Genomic DNA, 16,846 nt, shown 5'->3' with positions numbered 1-16,846 from the left:
GCGCCGCGAGGCGGTCACCATGACCGCGGGCGCCTCGTGGCCGGCGTCGAGGCGCCGCCGGCGGAGTTTCATGGCGCGAGCAGCGCCTTCACCGCGGCGTAGTCCTGCTCGTGCACCGCGCCGACGCGGACGCAGCGCAGCCGGCCGGAGCCGTCCACGAGCGCGTGGATCGGGATCATCGCGTCCCGCGCCACCCCCAGCGAGTCGAGCACCGCTGCGAGCTCGCCCTCCGAGCGCAGCCAGCCCAGCCGCCCGGGGAGGCCCTTCGAGCGCCAGGCGACGAGCTCCCTCTCTCGATCCGCTGCGTCGATGCTGACGAGCTCGAAGCGGACCTCGAGGCCGTCGCGGGCGAAGCCGTCGCGCCAGCGGCGGAGCAGGTCCATCTCCTCGACGCACGGGGTGCACCAGGTGGCCCAGAGATTGAGCCAGGTCCAGGCGTTCGCCCCCTGGCTCGTGCCCGCGGAGGTGGGCCGGACCTCGCCGCCGGGGAGGGGGCGCAGGGGAGGAGCCGCGTAGCGGCGGGCGCCGGCGCCGTCGGCGGGATAGCTGCGCTCGCAGAACGGGCTCTGCGCCGCCGGGGAGGCGTCGCGCTTCCGCACCCCCGCGAAGCGCTCCGGGACCGCGGCCGCCGCGGAGGCCGGCTGCTCCCGGCACCCGGTCCCGAGCGCCAGGACGAGGAGCGCGGCCGCCCCGGCGGACGCGCGCCGGTCAGATCGCACAGTCGATCCAGGCGATGAAGGCGCTGCGGTTGATGTCGGAGCGGCTGCAGGTCCCGGAGCGGGAGCGGTCCCACCCGCAGAACTCGGTCGACAGCTGCGCGAACTCCTCGCCCAGCCACAGCAGGCCCACCTGCTTCCGGAGGTCCTCGTCGTGGAACTTGCCGTCGAGGTACTCGAGCACCGCCTTGGCGCGGTCGCGGCTCAGCGCCTCGTTGTACTTCTCGTCGCCGTCGGCGCTGGCGCGGGTGACGACGAAGAAGAAGCTCCCGCCGCGCTGATCGCTCCAGGCCTGCTCGATCAGCCGCCGGGCGGGATCGTCCAGCGCCGCCGTCGCGGGGTCGAACTGGACGATGTGCGCGCGGTGAGCGAGCGGCTCGAAGATGGCGTTGAAGTCGCTGCCGGAGAGCGCCGCCACCTTCCTGGCCTGGAGCGGCTGGCAGCCCCTCCCCCCGCCGCCGGCGTCGAGCAGGCCGCAGGCGCCGGCGACGCGGCGGACGATGGCCTTCAGCTCCGGCGTGCAGTAGGCGTCGTTCGCGACGCTCGCGGTCGCCACCTCGCGGGCCGCGCCCCCGCTCTCCGCGAGCCGCCGCTCCGCCGCCCGCGCCCAGGTGACCACCAGCGCGGTCGGGATCGCGAGCGCGGCGGCGAGGAGGATCCAGCGCTTGGACGCGTCGTTCATGGCTCGGTCTCCTCGCCCGAGGCGCGCACGCCCTCGGGCGGCGCCTCGGGATCGCTGGGCGGCTGCTCCGGCGTGGGCTCTGCGCGCTCCGCGTCCCCGCCCTCGTCCGGCGCCGGCTCGGCGGGCGCCTCCCTCGCCGCGGCCTCCACGAGCGTGGGCGAACGCGGAGGCTCCGCCCCTTGGGACTCCCCGGGAGACGGGGGGTCGTTCGCCGGTCGCGCGGCTGGCGTGGTCGCGCTCGCCATGGCCTCGTCGGGCGCCTTCACCGGCGCCGCCGCCTGGAGGTCCGCGAGCGGGGGCGGGGGAGCGGGGCGGGGCGGCTCGGCGGCGCGCATCCTGGCGCGCTCCCGCTCGGCCTCCGGCGACAGCATGCGCGCCAGCGTGTACTCGAGGCCGAGATCCGTGTCCTCGTCGCACATCCGGACGTCCCCCACGAACAGCTGCGGGGTGAGCACCGGGACGGCGTTGGCGACGGCCCACCGCAGGCTCTTCGTGAGCTTGCTCCTGACGAGCGCGCCGCCGAGGCAGCCGCGAACGGCCGGGAACTCCCGCTCGATCTCCGCCCGCAGCCCGGCCTCGTCCCTCGCGCCGAGCGCCCGGAGGTCCTCCTGGCGCGCGAAGGCCCACCGGAGCACGGCTGCCGCGGCGGCGCCGTCCTTCGGGGCGTCTCCCACCCCCGCGGCGCACAGGACCGCCTCGCTGACGGCGCAGGCGCCCGGGTGGACCGCCTCGGTGACCATCCAGTTGCAGGCCGAGTCGAGGGGGAACAGCACGCCCCTCAGCTGCAGCCGCTCGCCGAGCGCGCTCGCCGCGAGCCGCGCGTCGAACGCCTTGCAGGAGGCGCACAGCGGATCGAGCACCTCGATCGACGGGGCGCCGCCGGGGCTCGACGTGAGCGGGATCATCACCCCGGCGGTGTCCTCCGCCCGGACCAGGGAGCCGCACCCCGACGTCGCGCTCCTGGGATCCGGCTTCGGCGCGAGGACGACGTACGCCACCGTCAGCAAGGCGACGAGACCGGCGCCCTCCAGCAGCGCCGGCGCGAACCGCGCCTCGCGTGGCGCCGAGGCGCGCTGGGCGCGGTACGCGAAGAGCGCTCCGCCGAAGCAGAGCGCGCTCGCGGCGTAGATGCCGATGCAGATCTTGCAGAGGGTGTCGAGCGCGACGACGGAGACCGCGCCGAACAGGGCCGACATCGCGACCGGCAGGACGGAGGCGGCGAGGAGCACCTTGGTCTCGCCTTCGGACGTCTCGCCCCGCCACAGGACGAGCGCGGTGCGGTAGGCGAGGAACGCGAACACGGCCAGCGCCCAGAGGCTCACCGGCACGCCGCCCCAGAGGCTCTCGCGGAAGAACGAGCTGTAGGGGCTCATCATGACCGTGCGGCAGCCGCTCGCGGCCAGGTCCTTCGCGGCTCCGGGCAGGAACGAGCAGTGGATCGCGTGCACCTGCCGGTCGAGGTGCTGCATGAAGTCGCCGGTGCTGAGCGCGGCGAAGGTCGCGCCCACGAGCGCCGCGGCGAGCGCGACGAGGAGTGCTGCGATCGGGAAGTCGCCGCGGCGCGGCGGGCGCCGGCGCGGCTCCACGACCGGCGGAGGCTCCCCCCGGAGGTGCTCCGTGAACGCTGGATCGTGCGTGGGCATCGTGCTGACAAAGCAAGCAGCCCTCGGAGGGTCAAGGACCGCGCTGCGTCGCTCTGCTCCCGTCGCGCACAGCGGGCCGGCACCGAGCGTGCACGCGCGACCGCCCGGGGCGATGTGCGCCGACGAATACATCGAGCCCCGTCGCGTCGTCGCTCTACAGTTCGTTCGTGCAGCAACGATGTGGAGCCCCCAGGCCGTCGCCGCGATCGCGGGCGCCCTGGCTCGTCTCACCGGTCGTCGTGGCGCTCCTCGGCGGGTGCGTCGTGGAGCCGCCGCCCCCGCCCGCGCCCATGTGCGCGCCCGCGGCGGAGGCGGGGCGAGGCGGGACGCCGGACCAGCCGACGGCGCAGGAGTGCGAGACCCCGGTCCCGGTGTTCGAGCAGGGCGGGGAGGTCGGGCGCATCTGCCCGGAGCAGGCGCGGAGCTACGGCCTCACGGTGGTCGACCTGTCCGACGACTGGGCGCCCATGGCGCTCCGGGATCCGGACGACCTGGTCCAGCTCCCGCAGCCGTACCGCGCGACCTACGTGGCGCTGGCGAACGAGGAGTTCCCGGCCGGGGACGACGGCGAGCGGGCGCGCCGCGACGGGTTCCTGGAGCCGTACGGCATCTTCCCGAGCTTCCGGGTGCTGGCGCAGCGCCTCCTCGACGACGAGCGCCACGGGTGCCACGCCTTCGTCGACGCGGCGTCGATCCAGGCGCTCGCGAGCGCGCCGCGCCCCGCGTCCGCAGCCCGATCGCCCTCCGTCCGGAGCGCGCTCGCTGCGCTCGAGCAGCGGCTGATCTGCGACCGGCTGCTGCCTCCCGCGCGGCGCACGCCGCGGTGGCGCCTGCAGGAGGCGCTCGAGGCGTATCAGCGCAAGCACGCGATCGTCTCCTGGGGCGTCCTGGATCGCGAGACGCGCAGGGCGCTCGCGGAGGACAGCCGCGAGCTGGACTTCAGGGCGCTCCTGCGCTCGCTCCGCGCGCGCGTGGTCGACGCCGCGGGGCTCCTGGAGGACGGCAGCGCGGCGGCGGACCGGGGCACCATCCTGTCGCGGCGCATCGACGGGGACGCGTTCCACGCCACCGATCGGCTCGAGCCGCTGGAGGGCGGCGCGCCGGACGTGATCTCCCCGGCGACCGAGGCCGCGGCGGAGGCGCTGGGATGGATCGACGGGGAGGCGGCCGCCGGGTTCTTCCGCGCGCGGGGGTTCGGGGCCACGCGCCGGCTCCTCGTGGCCGTGAGGCTCCCGCCCGCCCCCGCGTACCACGCCGAGCACATGGAGCTGCGCGCGGAGATCGATCGCGGCGACGTCTGGTACGAGCTCCCGACGTGGCGCGGGCGCATCACCAACCGGCCCACGCTCACCCTCTACGCGCGCACCCCCGGCGGAGAGGAGGTCGCCCTCGTGCGGTGGCCGACCACCATCGGCGGGTGGAAGAAGGAGGTGGGGAGCCGGGGGAGGGTCGGCCTTCGCTACAAGAACTCGGACGTGGGCAAGCGCCTCTGGCGCTTCGTGGTCGCGTCGCCGGCGTGGCTGCCGCCGCCCCAGACCCCGGCGCGCGCCCTGGTGCACCGGGCGCACGGAGCGCGGAAGTGGCTGCCCGACACGGACCTCCTCGGGCCGGGCTACGCCTCCGCGTACGGCCTCGTCATGCTCCCGCACCTGCGACCGGTGGAGGGCGCGGAGGGCACGCTCTGGTACGACAACGGCATCCGCACGCACGGATCGGTGAACTACCACTCCATCCTGGGCAGCGAGAGCCACGGCTGTCACCGCCTGTTCAACCACGCCGCGGTGCAGCTGGCGTCGTTCCTCCTGCAGCACCGGCAGCACGTCCGTCACGGCCTCGTCGCCCGCCCCTTCGTGCACGAGTTCACCTGGCGTGGCATGACGCTCCGGCACCCGATCCCGCACCGCGGCTACCGCTTCGAGCTGACGCCGCCCGTCGAGGTCGAGGTGCTGGAGGGGAGGGTGCGCGGCAAGATCCGGCGCGTCCCGCAGCGCCTGGTCAGCCTGTCGCGGCGGACGAAGGCTCCGCCCGGCGCGACGGGGGCGACCGCCGCCGAGGCGAGCGCGCCGGCGCTGCGTTAGCCGACGCGGGGTTTGGCGGCTCACCAGCCCCTGGCCGCGGTCGTCCCCCGACCTTCGGCCGCGCGGCGAACCTCACCCGCGGTTCATGCGGATCCGGCGTGGGAGCACCACCCGCTCCACCCCGCATGCGGCCGCGTGACGCTCGAGGCAGGCGAGGAGCGCAAGGCGGTCGAGGTCGCCGTCCGGCTCCGCCCACACCGCGCGGACCCGGAGCGCGCCCCGCTCCACCGCGCCGTCGAGGCGTCCGACCAGCGCGTCGCCGCGGAGCAGCGGGCAGACGTACCAGCCGAAGCGGCGCAGGTGCGCAGGGCGGTAGACCTCCCAGCTGTAGTCGAAGCCGAAGGCGGCGCGGACCAGGCCCCGATCCCAGATGAGCGGGTCGAGGGGGCCGAGGAGCCGGACCCGGCCGTCGGGCGCGGGGTGCCTGCGCGCCGCGAAGCCCCGCGGCGCCAGGTACGCGCGCGTCGAGCCCACGACCTGCACCTCCTCGACGGCGCCTTCGGCGAGGAGCGCCTCCGGTATGCCGGCGCGCCGGGCGGGATCGAGCATCGACCAGGTCGCGCCGCCGCCTCGAGAGAGGAGCCCGGCCGCCTCCACGCGCTCGAGGAGCGCCCAGCGCCGGAACGCCTCGACCCGGGCCTCGGCCCCCCGGCCGGGCGGGTGGACGCGCCGCCGCGCCGCGTCCGGCAGCGCGCGCTCCGGCACGTCGTACAGCTTGCCGCGCGGTCCGCGTCCGCTCACCACCACCTCGCAGCGCGTCTGCAGGACCTCGAGCGCCATCTTCGCGGCGCGCGGCGTGCCCTTCCAGCCGCTCCAGTCGAGCGGCTCGACGCGGCCGTGATCGGAGAGGTCGTCGGCCGCCACCGGCCCGCGCGCGCGGACCTCCTCGAGCACCTTCTCGACGACGCCGGCCGGCAGGCGCCGCAGCCGCTCGGCGTGCGACCACCACTGGGCCTCGACCGCGAGCTCGGCCCGGTACCAGGGGAAGGCATCCGCCGGCAGCAGGCAGCGCTCCTTCGCGAAGTGCTCGAAGGCGTGGCCGGGGAGGAGGTGCCGATAGACGTCGCCCTTCCCGATGCCGTCCACGCGAGCGAGCGCGACGAGATCCGCGTTCGTGCCGAGGGGATCGAGCGGGTCGAGCTGGATGCAGCGGAGGCGCGCGAGGAGGGCGCGGACGCCGGCCGCGCCGCGCGGGAGCTCGGGCGCGGCGAGCGCGTGGTGGCCGACGAGGAACGCGCGGGCCTCGGCCGGCGTGAGCACCGTCGCCGGCGGGCGAGGGCGGCGCCGGGGCGCGGGGGCGGGCATGCCGAGGTCTTAGCGTGCCGGGCAGGCGCCGCGCCAGCCGCGGGCGCTCCCCGTGCCGCGCGGGATCATCTTCGCCGAGGGGGCGCCAGGCTCGCGGCGGATGGGACCGCGCGTCGCAGGCCGCGAAGGCGCGCCTTCTCCCGCTCGTGCTCGCGGGTCCGCACGGCGGTGCGCGCGGTGAGGGCCGCGAGGAGCCGTCCGGTGCTCTGCGCGATCTCCGCGACGGCGCGCTCGAACGCCGGGGCGTCGGCCGCGGAGGGCTCGCGCAGCCCGCTCACCTTGCGCACGTACTGGAGCGCCGCGTCGCGGATCTCGGCCTCCGTCGTGGGAGGGTCGAAGTGGTACAGCACCCGGATGTTGCGGCACATGGGGCTCCTCCGTGGCTCACCTCGTCCGTCCTAATCCGCGGCCCCGCCCGCTTCACGCGCGCCGCCGCCGCACCTCGCGGCGCGCCCGAGCAGGAGATCGCGCTCGCGTGCGTTGCGCGTGAGCGTGGCCGCGCGCTCGAGCTCGGCGCGCGCCTCGTCCAGCCGTCCGAGCCTCGCGAGGAGGTCGCCGCGCACCGCCGGCAGGAGGTGATAGGCCTTGAGCGCCGGCTCCGTCCGGAGCGCGTCGACGAGCTCGAGCCCCGCCGCCGGCCCGAACGCCATGGCGACGGCGACCGCGCGGTTCAGCTCGACGATCGGGGAGGGGGAGAGCTGGGCGAGCGCGTCGTAGAGGGCGGCGATGCGCACCCACTCCGTCTCGGCGGCCGTGCGCGCCCGGGCGTGGCAGGCGGCGATGGCCGCCTGCAGCCCGTAGGGCCCGAGCCCGCCGAGGCGCTCGGCCCGAGCGAGGGCGGCGAGCCCGCGCCGGATGAGGACGTGGTCCCAGCGCGCGCGGTCCTGATCGAGCAGGAGGATGGGCTCTCCGGACGGGCCGAGCCGCGCCCGCGATCGCGACGCCTGGAGCTCCATGAGGGCGACGAGCCCGTGCACCTCCGGCTCCCCGGGGACGAGCCCGGCCAGGATGCGCCCGAGGCGGAGCGCGTCCTCGCAGAGCGCCGGTCGCATCCAGTCCTCCCCGGCGGTCGCGGTGTAGCCCTCGTTGAACACGAGGTAGATCACCTGCAGCACCGACGAGAGCCTGGAGGCGAACTCGGCCCCGCGAGGCACCTCGAAGGGGACGCGGGCCTCGGCGAGGGTCCGCTTCGCGCGGACGATGCGCTGGGCCACCGTCGGCTCCGCGGCGAGGAACGCTCGCGCGATCTCCTCGGTGGTCAGGCCGCCGAGGAGGCGCAGCGTCAGCGCGATGCGCGCCTCGGTCGAGAGCACCGGGTGGCAGGCGATGAACACGAGGCGCAGCAGGTCGTCGCCCACCGGATCGTCGAGCGCCGCCTCGAGCTCGGGCGCGCCTGCCTCTCGTTCGGCCGCGAGCGCGTGGCCGAGCTCCTCGTGCTTCTGCTCGAGCCGCTTGCCCCGGCGCAGCTCGTCGATGGCGCGATGCTTCGCGGCGGCCATGAGCCAGGCGCCCGGGTTGTCCGGGACGCCCGACTCAGGCCACCGCTCGAGCGCCGCGACGAGCGCGTCCTGCGCGAGCTCCTCCGCGAGGCCCACGTCGCGCACCATCCGCGTGAGCCCGGCGACGAGCCTCGCCGACTCCATCCGGTAGACCGCGTGTATGGCGCGGCGCGTGTCGCTGGTCGTCAAGGCGGCTCGTACGGGATGGCGAGGCAGCCGGCGGGCCTAGTGCCTCGCGGCCGCCTCCGCGCGAATGCGCTCCTCCTGCTCGCGGAGCTCGGGCGTGAGCGCCGCGCCGAAGTCGTCTGCCTCGAACACCGGCCGGATCTCCACCTCCGTGTCCTCGAACGGCGCGCGCTTCAGCCACTCGATGGCCTCGTCCATGGAGCGCACCTGCCACAGCCAGAAGCCCGCGACGAGCTCCTTCGTCTCGGCGAACGGACCGTCGAGGACCGTCTTCTTCCCGCCGGAGAACCGCACCCGCGCCCCCTTCGAGCTGGCGTGGAGTCCCTCGCCGGCCAGCATCACGCCCGCCTTGGAGAGCTCCTCGTTGAACTTCCCCATCTCGGTGAGGAGCTTCTCGTCGGGGAGGATGCCGGCCTCGGAGTCCTTGCTCGCCTTCACGATCACCATGACTCGCATCGTCGTTCTCCTTCGGTTGGGCAGGGATGCCGGCGATGATCGCCGTGGTCCCTGGCTCTAGTGCCTCGACGAACGGAGCACCGCGGGATCGACACGGCGCGGAGCGTCCTCTTTGAGGGCCGTGCCAAGCGGGCGTTTACGCACGGAGGGTGGCGAGCGCGCGCTCGCGCGAGCAGATCCTGGCGCATGGGGTCCTCCGCGCGAAAGCGTGTCGTCCTCGAGATCGCCGGGCGCGAGGTCGTCATCTCGAGTCCCGACAAGCTGAAGTTCCGCGGCGCGGGCGTCACCAAGCTCGAGCTCGTCGAGTACTACCTGGCCGTGCACGGCGGTGCGCTGCGCGGCGTCCAGGGCCGGCCCATGGCGCTGAAGCGCTTCGTCGACGACGCCGAGGGCGAGTTCTTCTTCCAGAAGCGGGCGCCGGAGTCGCGGCCGGGCTGGGTGGAGGTGGTCGAGCTCGCCTTCCCCTCCGGCCGCACCGCGCACGAGGTGGTGGTGCGGGACGCCGCCCAGCTCGCGTGGGTGGTGAACCTGGGCTGCATCGATCTCAACCCGCACCCCGTGCGAGCAGACGATCTCGAGCACCCCGACGAGCTGCGCGTGGATCTCGATCCGGTGCCGGGCGTCGGGTGGGAGCGGGTCCGGGAGGTGGCCTCCGTCGTGCGCGAGGTGCTCGCGGATCACGGGCTCACCGGGTGGCCGAAGACGAGCGGCTCCCGCGGCATGCACGTCTACGCCCGCATCGAGCGGCGCTGGACGTTCACGGAGGTGCGGGAGGCGGCGCTGGCGCTCGCGCGTGAGGTGGAGCGGCGCGCGCCGCGCAGCGCGACGAGCAAGTGGTGGAAGGAGGAGCGCCACGGCGTGTTCGTGGACTACAACCAGAACGCCAAGGACCGCACGACCGCCTCCGCGTACTCCGTGCGCCCGACGCCGGACGCCCGCGTCTCGACGCCCATCACCTGGGACGAGCTGCCGGCCTGCGACCCGGCGGACTTCACCCTGCGCACCGTGCCCGCGCGCGTGGCCGCGATGGGCGATCCCGGGGCGGGGATCGACGCGAGCGCGGGTTCGCTCCTCCCGCTGCTCGAGCTCTCCGCCCGCCAGCGGGCCGACGGCATGGGCGACGCGCCGTGGCCCCCTCACTATGCGAAGGCCGCCGACGAGCCCTCCCGCGTGCAGCCCTCGCGCCGCAAGGGCGCCCCTCGCGCGAGGATGCCGCTCGTCGTCGTGGCGCGCGCTGCGCGCAAGGACGACGCGCTCGCCGGCTTCGAGCGGTGGCGGGCGCGCCACCCGGAGGCGGCGGCGCGCCTGCGGCCGGAGGACGTCCTGGTGGACGCCATGCGCGGGCGCTACACGACGTGGACGCGCGTGCGCGTGAACCTGCGCAACGTGCCGGAGCCGGAGCGCCCCGCCCCGGAGGCCCCCGACCCGGACTTCGACCAGGCGCTGTGGGATCCGCGCGACGCGCGGTAGTCGCTCCGCCCAGGGCCCCGTCGTCCGGCGCCGCTGCGTGTGGCTCGCGAGACTCGGCGTTAATTCCGCGAGCGCACGTCCGGCGCGCGGTGCACGCCGCGGGCGGTGGCAGGGGAGGGGTGGGCGGCTCGTGCGTGGCGGGCGAGGCCGAGGCGTCGCCGCCGCGTCAGCCGGCGAGCTCGCGGTCGAACTTGCCCCGGAGGAACTCGAGGACCTGAGCCGACGGGGCCCGCGGAGGCGCGTCGGCGCGGCGGACGTCGAGCGGGGGCGGCCGCGGCTGCTCGGCCCGGCCGCGATGTGGGTTCATCGCGGGGAACTTCCGGACCTCCTCGCGCGCGAGGCGCCACGCCTGCTGCATGGTCCACGAGAGCGACCGGTCGAGCCGGTTCGCCTCCCGCATGATCTCCTGCAGCATCTCTTCGGGAAAATACAGCGACTGCTTCTGCTTGTCGGTCGAGGCCATTCCTACTTTCCCTCCGCCGTGCCCCCCGCATCGTACCCGGGTAGAGGCGCCGGGCAATTCGGCGGACGCTCGTTTGCGCTCCGTATCGCCCGTTGGGGGGAGCTCCGCGGGCCTGCCGTCCACGCGGCGCGCCGGCGAGACGGTGCTCCCTTCCCCGCTGGCGCCTATCCTGTCGGAGCGCGGCCTCGATGGCGGCGCGACATGAAAGGATCGACCTGATGGCGAGCGAGAACACCCTGCCACCCGCCGAGGCGCACCGCTTCCAGGACCTCCTCGGCTATGCCGAGCACGGCATCGCGAGCCGGGTGCTCGCGAAGAAGGGCACGAGCAACGTCACGCTCTTCGCCTTCGAGAAGGGGCAGGGGCTCACCGAGCACACCTCCCCGTTCGACGCGCTGGTGGTGGTGCTGGAGGGGGCCATGACGCTCCACATCGGCGGGAAGCCGGTCGCGGCGCCGCCGGGCAGCATCACCCGGATGCCGGCGAACGTCCCGCACTCGCTCGACGCCGACGAGCGGACCCGCATGCTCCTCGTGATGCTGCGCGACCCGAAGCCCGAGTGAGCGGGGCGGTGACGGTGCGGCGCCGGGAAGGTCGGCGGGCGGGGGTCCCTCAGGGCCCCCGCTCGCGCGGGATCACCGTGATCTTGCCGGACCGCTCCAGGAAGGCGTGCTTCACGTCGGCGAGGCTCTCCTTCCCTTTCTCGCGCACGTGCGAGAGGAGCTCGTCCTCGGAGACGCGCGTCTTGCGCATGACCTCGCGCTGCAGCTCTCCGTCCCGCACGAGCTGCCTGACCGGCCCGGCGACGAAGTCGGCCACGCGGCTGCTCCGGGCCGAGAGCGCGGAGAGCGCCCAGTCGAGGCCGACGATCGTCCCGAGCGCGACCATCGCCGTCGTCAGGCTCGGGTCGTCCGCCACGATGCTCTTGCGCGCCGCCGTCGCGATGAGGAACAGGAGCACGATGTCGGACGCGCCCCATCGCGCGAGCTCCTTCCGCCCCACGACGCGGAACAGCACCTGGATGAACACGTAGATGATCGTCGCCCTGAGGACGACCTCCCACGGTGACAGCTCGGGCGCCCAGAGTGACGCGAAGTCGAAGCCCTTCACGCCTTCACGTTGGGCCTGACGCGCGTCGGGCGGTACCGCCGCTGCGCCACCGGCCCGTCGGCGCGAGCGCCCGCACGCCGGGGCGCAGAGCGGGCCAGGGCATCGGCGCGCCCGTCGCCGTCGACGCGTCGCGGGGCCTGCCGCGCCTAGAAGAGCCCGGCCTGCGCGGCGATCGCGGCGGCGACGGTGTCGCTCCCGCCCCGATCGTCTCGCGCCATCGAGATCGCTTGCGGCTCGCTCGAGGTCCTGGCGCCGGCGAAGGTCGTCGTGAACGGGAACGTCTTGTCGCAGCCCGACATCGACCCGGCGACGTTCATCGTGAGCTGGCCGCTCGCCAGATTCCCGTCCCGCCTCGGAGGAACGTGAACGTGACGGCCGGGCAGGTCCCGATCGCCTGCGGCGGGCACGTCAGGCCGTCGACGAGGAACGAGCTGCTCGACGTGACCTGCGCGTCCACGCCGCTGCCGTCCGCGCAGAACCCGCCGACGTTGATGGAGTTCGTCCCGTGCCGCGTGATCGGGACGTAGACCAGCGCCGAGCTGGTCTGGCCCTCCATGGTCATGCTGAACGTGCCATCCCACCGCCCCACGAAGCTCGCGGACTGGTCCGGGAGCGGTGCGCCGTCGGAGTCGCCGCCGCCGCCGCCGCCGCCGCAGCCCGAGAGCGCAAGCGTGGCGATGAGTACGGCAGCCCTGGTGGCACGCGTCATGTGGGTTCCCCGCCCTCGGCGATCGCGATGTGTGGAGACGTCGACGCGAAGATTGCACCTTCGGTCGCTGTACGGCAAATCCGCGGGCTCGCCGAGGTCATTCCGGACGCGGAACCGGCCGGTTCGGTACACTGCGCGCGCGAGGGGGCGACGATGGCACCAGGGACATGCCGCGCGGCTCGGCGCGGGGAGCGGCTGCACCGGCTCGCGGCCACGGCGCTCATCGCGGGGCTGGCGATCCTCGCGGGCTGCCGCACCACCGCGGACGTGCAGCGCGACTACGCGAGGACGCTGCGGCCGGCGGACATCGAGGCGCCCTCCGCGGCGGAGGCCCCTCCCGCCGCGCGCACCTATCGCGTGCGTCTGTACGTGGACGCGGGGTACCAGCGGCAGACGCTCAGGTGGCGAGAGAAGCTCCACGCCCAGCTCGAGCGTGCGAACCGGGTCCTCGAGCCGCTGTTCGGCGCGCGGCTCGCCGTGGAGTCGGTGCGCACCTGGGAGAGCGGCGAAGGCTCGGGGAACCTCGAGGCGGCGCTCGCCTCGCTCGCGGCCGTCGATCCGGGGGGCGACGTCGACTGGGTGTTCGGGTTCGTGCCCGCGAGCGAGTCCGTGGCCGTGGCGGATCCGCTCCTCGGGATGGCGTTCCAGTTCGGCCGGCACGTGGTGATCCGCGCGATGCACTCGCGCGACGAGCGGAACGCGATGGAGGCCTCGCTCGACCACCTCTCCGCTTCGGAGCGCGAGGCGGTCGTCCGCGAGCGGATGCTCCACCGCGAGACCGCGGTGCTCTTGCACGAGTGGGCGCACACGCTCGGCGCGTTCCACGAGCGCGCGCCGGAGTGGCTCATGTCGCCGTTCTACGGCACGCGCGGCTCGCGGTTCTCGCAGGAGTCCGCCGCGCTCGTGCGGCTCGGGCTTCGACACCGGGACACGCGGGACCCGGCGGCGCGCGCGGAGTGGGCGCGGGGGTACCGCGACGTCGTCGCACGGACCGGAGCGGCGTGGAACGGGGCGACCCGCGACGGCGCGCTCGCGGCGGCGGACGCCTTCTTCGGGCCCGCCGGCGGGGCGGCGCCGGCGCCGGGCCCGGCCGCCGCGGGCGTCTCGCCGGGGCCGGGCCGCGCCTGCTTCGCCGCCATGGCGCGCTCCACGCGGGCTCGAGAGACGCTCGCGGCCTGCCGCGCGGCCGCGGACGCGCCGGACGCCGGCGCCGAGGTGCTCGTCGCGCTCGCCATGGTCCTGCTGGACCAGCGGGACCGGCCGGGCGCCGCCCGGGCGCTCGTGCGCGCGGAGCCGGTGCTGGAGGCGCGCGGCGCGGCGCCGGACACCTGGCTGCGCGTCGCGCAGCTCTACGGGGAGGTCGAGGCGTGCTCCGCCGCGGAGCGGCTCGCCGCGCGCGTCGCTTCCCTGCCGGGCGCCGACGTGCTCCGGGCGGACTGCGCGCGGACCCGCCGCCAGGTCGGGCTCGCGTCGGTGTCGCCGCCGCTCCCGGCGGACCGCGAGGCCGAGTACGTCGCCGCGCTCCGCGAGGCGGAGCGGCACGTCGCCCTGGCGAAGCTCGACGCCGCGGCCGATGGCGCGGCGCGGCTCGAGCGGACGTTCGCCGGCACGCCGGGCGCCGCGCTCGTGAGCTGCCGCGTGCGCGCCGCCGGCAAGCGCCTCGCGGCGACCCGGAGGGCCTGCGAGGCCGCGGCGGCGGCCGCTCCCGACGCCCCCTATCCGCCCCGCGCCCTCGGCGAGACCGCCATCGCGGAGCGACGCTGGGCCGACGCGGCCACGCACCTCCGCCGCGCCATCGAGCTCGACGACGGGGACGGCGAGGCCTGGACGCGCCTCGCGCTCGCCTACCGGCGGCTGGAGGATGCGCCCGCGCTCGCCGCGCTCGCGACGCGGTACGAGGCGCGGTTCGGGACGAAGCTCGCGATCCCGGCGCGCTAGCGGCGCGGGCGGCCGGGGCTAGCTTCCCGGCGACGCTCTCCGGAAGCGCATCGCGAACGTCGCCCCGCGACCGGGCTCGCTCCGGACCGAGAGCTCGCCGCTGTGGGCCTGCACGATCTCGCGCGCGATGTAGAGGCCGAGTCCCAGCCCGGAGACGTGCCGGTCGGCGGCCGCGCGCTCGAACCGCTCGAAGATGCGCTGCTGATCCTGGGGAGTGATCCCCGGCCCGGCGTCCTCGATCTCCACCTCGACCACGTCGGCGCTCGCCGCCACCCTCACGACCACGGGGCCGCCGGGCGCGTACTTGGCGGCGTTCCCGAGGAGGTTCACGAGCACCTGCTCGACCCGCGATCGGTCGCCGCGGACGATGACGTCCGTGGCGCCTTCGACGCGCACGTCGCAGCTCGCGGCCGACAGCTCCTCGGAGACCCGGTCCAGCGCGTCGCCGACGGCGGCGGCGAGGGGGAAGTCCTCCATCCGGAGCGCGAGCTGACCCGAGTTGATGCGCGAGACGTCCAGCAGGTTCTCGACGAGCTTCGAGAGCTTGACGACGTGGGTGTCCAGGTTCCGGGTCACCCTGACGAGCTGCTCGCGTGGGACGAGGCCGTGCTGCGCCTCGCGCGCGATACGCAGCAGATGCTGGACGCGAAGGGCGAGCGGCGTGATGGGCGTCTTCAGCTCGTGAGACGCGATGGAGATGAACTCGTCCCGCGCGCGCACGGCCTCGGCGAGGCTCGCGTTGGCGCCGGCGAGGGTGGTGTTCGCCGACACGAGCCGTCCCGTCATGTCGTTGAAGGCGCGGGCGAGGACGCCCAGCTCGTCGCGGCGCTCCGCCCCCGCGACCGGGGTCGCGGTCCCCGTCGCCTGGATGCGGTTCGCGGTGCTCGCCATCTCGACGAGCGGCAGCACGACCTTGCGCGAGAGCGCGGCGGCGAACCCGGCCGCCAGCAGGAGCGCGGCGGCGACCGCGGCTCCTGCCAGCGCGAGCGTGCGCGTCCGGCGCCGCTGGAGATCCGCCACCGTCCGATCGAGCCGGTTGAGGTGGTAGGCGGTGAAGTTGCTGAGCAGGAGGTCCGCGCGGGCGTTCATGAGTCGCCACTTGTCCAGCGCGAGGGTCATCGCCGTCGGGTCGCCGCGCCTCGCGGCCGCGACCACCTCCTCGGTGTACGGGCGCAGGGCCCGCCGCGATCCGACGAACTGCGTCCAGACCTCCGCTGCACGCGGCGAGAGCGGGAACGCCTCGATGTCCGTGGACCGCCTGGCCACGTGCTCCCCTGCCTCTGCGATGCGCGTCTCCTGGAGCGCCGCGGAGCGAGAAGCGAGCGACGAGATCCAGCGCTCCTCCTCGTGCGCGGCGTCGGTGAGCGCGAGCGCGAGCGCGGTCGCGACGCGGACCTGGTTCGCGTCCCGCTCCAGCGCGCGGGCTTGACGCGCGGACTCCCAGCCCAGGAACGCGAGCGCGGCGCCGATGACGAAGGCGAGGACCACCGTCTGCACGAAGATCGCGCGCGTCAGGCTCTTCACCGCGCGGCCCCCGTCGCAGGCAGGAGCATGACGGCTTCGGGCTCGACGTCCTCCAGGAGGCCGCGTGCGAGGAGCCGCTGCAGATCGGGGCCCGCGCCCTCCAGGCCACCGGAGTCGCGGAACCAGTCGCGCTCGTCGCGCAGCACGCCCAGGAGCACGTGGTCGAGCCCGAGCCCCCACTCGACCCGCGAGAGCTGCTCTCGCAGCTCGCGCTCGCCGAGCTCCGGGAACCGCGCGCGGATGCGGCGCAGCGCCTCCTCCGGATGCTCCCGTGACACGCGCTCCCCGCACGCGAGCCCTCGGACGAGCCTTCGCAGCGCTCCCTCCCGAGTGTGGAGAACGTCGTCCCGCGTCAGCAGGAGCGACATCTCCGTGTAGAGATCGGTCTGGAGCACCCGCGCGTCATCGCCCAGCAGCTGCTCCGCGCGCGCGGCCCAGGGATCGGAAAGGACCGCCGCGTCCAGCTCGCCCCTCGCGAGCGCGCCGACCGAGGCTTCCGGAAAGAGGTTCACGATGGTCACCCCCGATCGCGGGACACCCCCGAATCGGAGGACCAGGTCGACGAAGAAGTCGGCGTTCGAGCCTTCCGCGAGGCCGATGCGCGCACCGGCGAGCTCGGAGAAGGACGCGAACCCGCGATCTCGGCGAGCGACGAGACGGGTGTTGCGCATCGACTTGTGCAGCGTCGTGAGCACGCGGATGCGCTCGTCGGCCACGGCCGCGCGCAGCGTCGGCGTCTCGAACGCGATGGCGACGTCGGCGCGATTCTGCAGCAGCAGCGAGACGGCGTCCCGGCCGAGTTCGAACCCGTGCTCGACGACCTGGAGGCGCTCGTCGTCGAAGCAGCCCGACTCGCGCGCGACGAAGAAGAGCGCGGTCGCGGGCTGCCTCACGGTGGCGACCACGAGCGGCTCGCGGTCGCGGTCCGCGCGCAAGCCGCACCCGGCGAGCGCGAGCGCGAGCGCGGAGACGATGCACGACCACCGGCACACCCCAGCGGGGCGCGCCCTGATTCGGGATGGGGTCCCTCGCCGTGGATGGCGGTCCAAACGACGCACCCTATCCGA

General features: G+C 75.0%; 17 protein-coding genes. 4 read left to right on the top strand and 13 right to left on the bottom strand.

The annotated features are described in order from the left end of the window. Nucleotides 1–68 precede the first annotated feature (68 nt). Genes ANAE109_RS14545 through ANAE109_RS14535 form a run of 3 tightly spaced genes read right to left on the bottom strand, consistent with a single transcriptional unit; the run spans nt 69 to nt 3,041 of the window. Nucleotides 69–719 carry a TlpA disulfide reductase family protein gene (locus tag ANAE109_RS14545; protein ID WP_012097639.1) on the bottom strand — a complete coding sequence of 217 codons (651 nt, stop codon included), beginning with the start codon at nt 717–719 and terminating at the stop codon, nt 69–71. Further along, nucleotides 709–1,398: an OmpA family protein gene (locus ANAE109_RS14540; protein WP_012097638.1), complete on the bottom strand. Its 690-nt coding sequence runs from the start codon at nt 1,396–1,398 to the stop codon at nt 709–711. The genes ANAE109_RS14545 and ANAE109_RS14540 overlap by 11 nt, the downstream gene beginning before the upstream one ends. Next, complete coding sequence (locus ANAE109_RS14535; RefSeq protein WP_012097637.1) at nt 1,395–3,041, bottom strand: vitamin K epoxide reductase family protein; 1,647 nt, start codon at nt 3,039–3,041, stop codon at nt 1,395–1,397. Before ANAE109_RS14535 ends, ANAE109_RS14540 begins: the two co-directional genes overlap by 4 nt. A gap of 239 nt (nt 3,042–3,280) precedes the next feature. On the opposite strand from ANAE109_RS14535, the gene ANAE109_RS14530 reads away from it, so the two are divergent. Beyond that, nucleotides 3,281–5,119 (top strand): hypothetical protein, encoded by a 1,839-nt coding sequence (locus tag ANAE109_RS14530; protein WP_012097636.1) that lies wholly within the window; start codon nt 3,281–3,283, stop codon nt 5,117–5,119. A 72-nt stretch (nt 5,120–5,191) separates the two neighbouring features. Here the strand turns inward: ANAE109_RS14530 and ANAE109_RS14525 are convergent, their stop codons facing one another. The 4 genes from ANAE109_RS14525 to ANAE109_RS14510 all read right to left on the bottom strand — a co-directional run bounded on the left by ANAE109_RS14525 (nt 5,192) and on the right by ANAE109_RS14510 (nt 8,565). Further along, complete coding sequence (locus tag ANAE109_RS14525) at nt 5,192–6,424, bottom strand: winged helix-turn-helix domain-containing protein (RefSeq protein ID WP_012097635.1); 1,233 nt, start codon at nt 6,422–6,424, stop codon at nt 5,192–5,194. A gap of 65 nt (nt 6,425–6,489) precedes the next feature. Beyond that, a complete protein-coding gene (locus tag ANAE109_RS14520; RefSeq protein ID WP_012097634.1) occupies nt 6,490–6,792 on the bottom strand; it encodes a DUF2277 domain-containing protein in 303 nt (100 codons plus the stop codon). 30 nt (nt 6,793–6,822) lie between these two features. Further along, complete coding sequence (locus ANAE109_RS14515; protein ID WP_049768730.1) at nt 6,823–8,067, bottom strand: RNA polymerase sigma factor; 1,245 nt, start codon at nt 8,065–8,067, stop codon at nt 6,823–6,825. An 81-nt stretch (nt 8,068–8,148) separates the two neighbouring features. Beyond that, nucleotides 8,149–8,565 carry a YciI family protein gene (locus ANAE109_RS14510; protein WP_012097632.1) on the bottom strand — a complete coding sequence of 139 codons (417 nt, stop codon included), beginning with the start codon at nt 8,563–8,565 and terminating at the stop codon, nt 8,149–8,151. A 186-nt stretch (nt 8,566–8,751) separates the two neighbouring features. On the opposite strand from ANAE109_RS14510, the gene ANAE109_RS14505 reads away from it, so the two are divergent. Then, a complete protein-coding gene (locus ANAE109_RS14505) occupies nt 8,752–10,035 on the top strand; it encodes a DNA polymerase domain-containing protein (RefSeq protein WP_012097631.1) in 1,284 nt (427 codons plus the stop codon). Between the two features lie 166 nt (nt 10,036–10,201). Here the strand turns inward: ANAE109_RS14505 and ANAE109_RS14500 are convergent, their stop codons facing one another. Further along, the gene (locus ANAE109_RS14500; RefSeq protein ID WP_012097630.1) at nt 10,202–10,498 is read right to left on the bottom strand and encodes a TIGR04563 family protein; all 297 of its coding nucleotides are present in this window, start codon (nt 10,496–10,498) and stop codon (nt 10,202–10,204) included. A gap of 218 nt (nt 10,499–10,716) precedes the next feature. Here ANAE109_RS14500 and ANAE109_RS14495 point away from each other — a divergent pair, with 218 nt between their 5' ends. After that, nucleotides 10,717–11,061, top strand: coding sequence for a cupin domain-containing protein (locus tag ANAE109_RS14495; RefSeq protein ID WP_041448369.1), 345 nt, complete (start codon nt 10,717–10,719; stop codon nt 11,059–11,061). Nucleotides 11,062–11,110: 49 nt separating this feature from the next. Here ANAE109_RS14495 and ANAE109_RS14490 read toward each other — a convergent pair whose 3' ends face one another. The 3 genes from ANAE109_RS14490 to ANAE109_RS14485 form a co-directional block, all read right to left on the bottom strand. Continuing rightward, nucleotides 11,111–11,608: a DUF421 domain-containing protein gene (locus ANAE109_RS14490; protein WP_012097628.1), complete on the bottom strand. Its 498-nt coding sequence runs from the start codon at nt 11,606–11,608 to the stop codon at nt 11,111–11,113. Nucleotides 11,609–11,754: 146 nt separating this feature from the next. After that, the gene (locus ANAE109_RS25320; RefSeq protein ID WP_012097627.1) at nt 11,755–11,925 is read right to left on the bottom strand and encodes a hypothetical protein; all 171 of its coding nucleotides are present in this window, start codon (nt 11,923–11,925) and stop codon (nt 11,755–11,757) included. Then, nucleotides 11,922–12,317, bottom strand: coding sequence for a hypothetical protein (locus tag ANAE109_RS14485; protein ID WP_012097626.1), 396 nt, complete (start codon nt 12,315–12,317; stop codon nt 11,922–11,924). The genes ANAE109_RS25320 and ANAE109_RS14485 overlap by 4 nt, the downstream gene beginning before the upstream one ends. A 153-nt stretch (nt 12,318–12,470) precedes the next feature. Between ANAE109_RS14485 and ANAE109_RS14480 the strand changes: the two genes are divergently transcribed. Further along, a complete protein-coding gene (locus ANAE109_RS14480) occupies nt 12,471–14,255 on the top strand; it encodes a hypothetical protein (protein WP_012097625.1) in 1,785 nt (594 codons plus the stop codon). An 18-nt stretch (nt 14,256–14,273) separates the two neighbouring features. Here the strand turns inward: ANAE109_RS14480 and ANAE109_RS14475 are convergent, their stop codons facing one another. After that, entirely contained in the window at nt 14,274–15,779 is a 1,506-nt protein-coding gene (locus tag ANAE109_RS14475; protein WP_012097624.1) for a HAMP domain-containing sensor histidine kinase, read from the bottom strand. After that, on the bottom strand, nt 15,776–16,771 hold the full coding sequence (locus ANAE109_RS14470) for an ABC transporter substrate-binding protein (RefSeq protein WP_012097623.1): 996 nt from the start codon (nt 16,769–16,771) through the stop codon (nt 15,776–15,778). The genes ANAE109_RS14475 and ANAE109_RS14470 overlap by 4 nt, the downstream gene beginning before the upstream one ends. Nucleotides 16,772–16,846 lie beyond the last annotated feature (75 nt).

Origin of the sequence: Anaeromyxobacter sp. Fw109-5 (assembly GCF_000017505.1) — a bacterium.
Classification (GTDB): domain Bacteria; phylum Myxococcota; class Myxococcia; order Myxococcales; family Anaeromyxobacteraceae; genus Anaeromyxobacter.
Note: the sequence above shows the minus strand (reverse complement) of the source record. Positions and strands in the feature narration are given on the sequence as shown.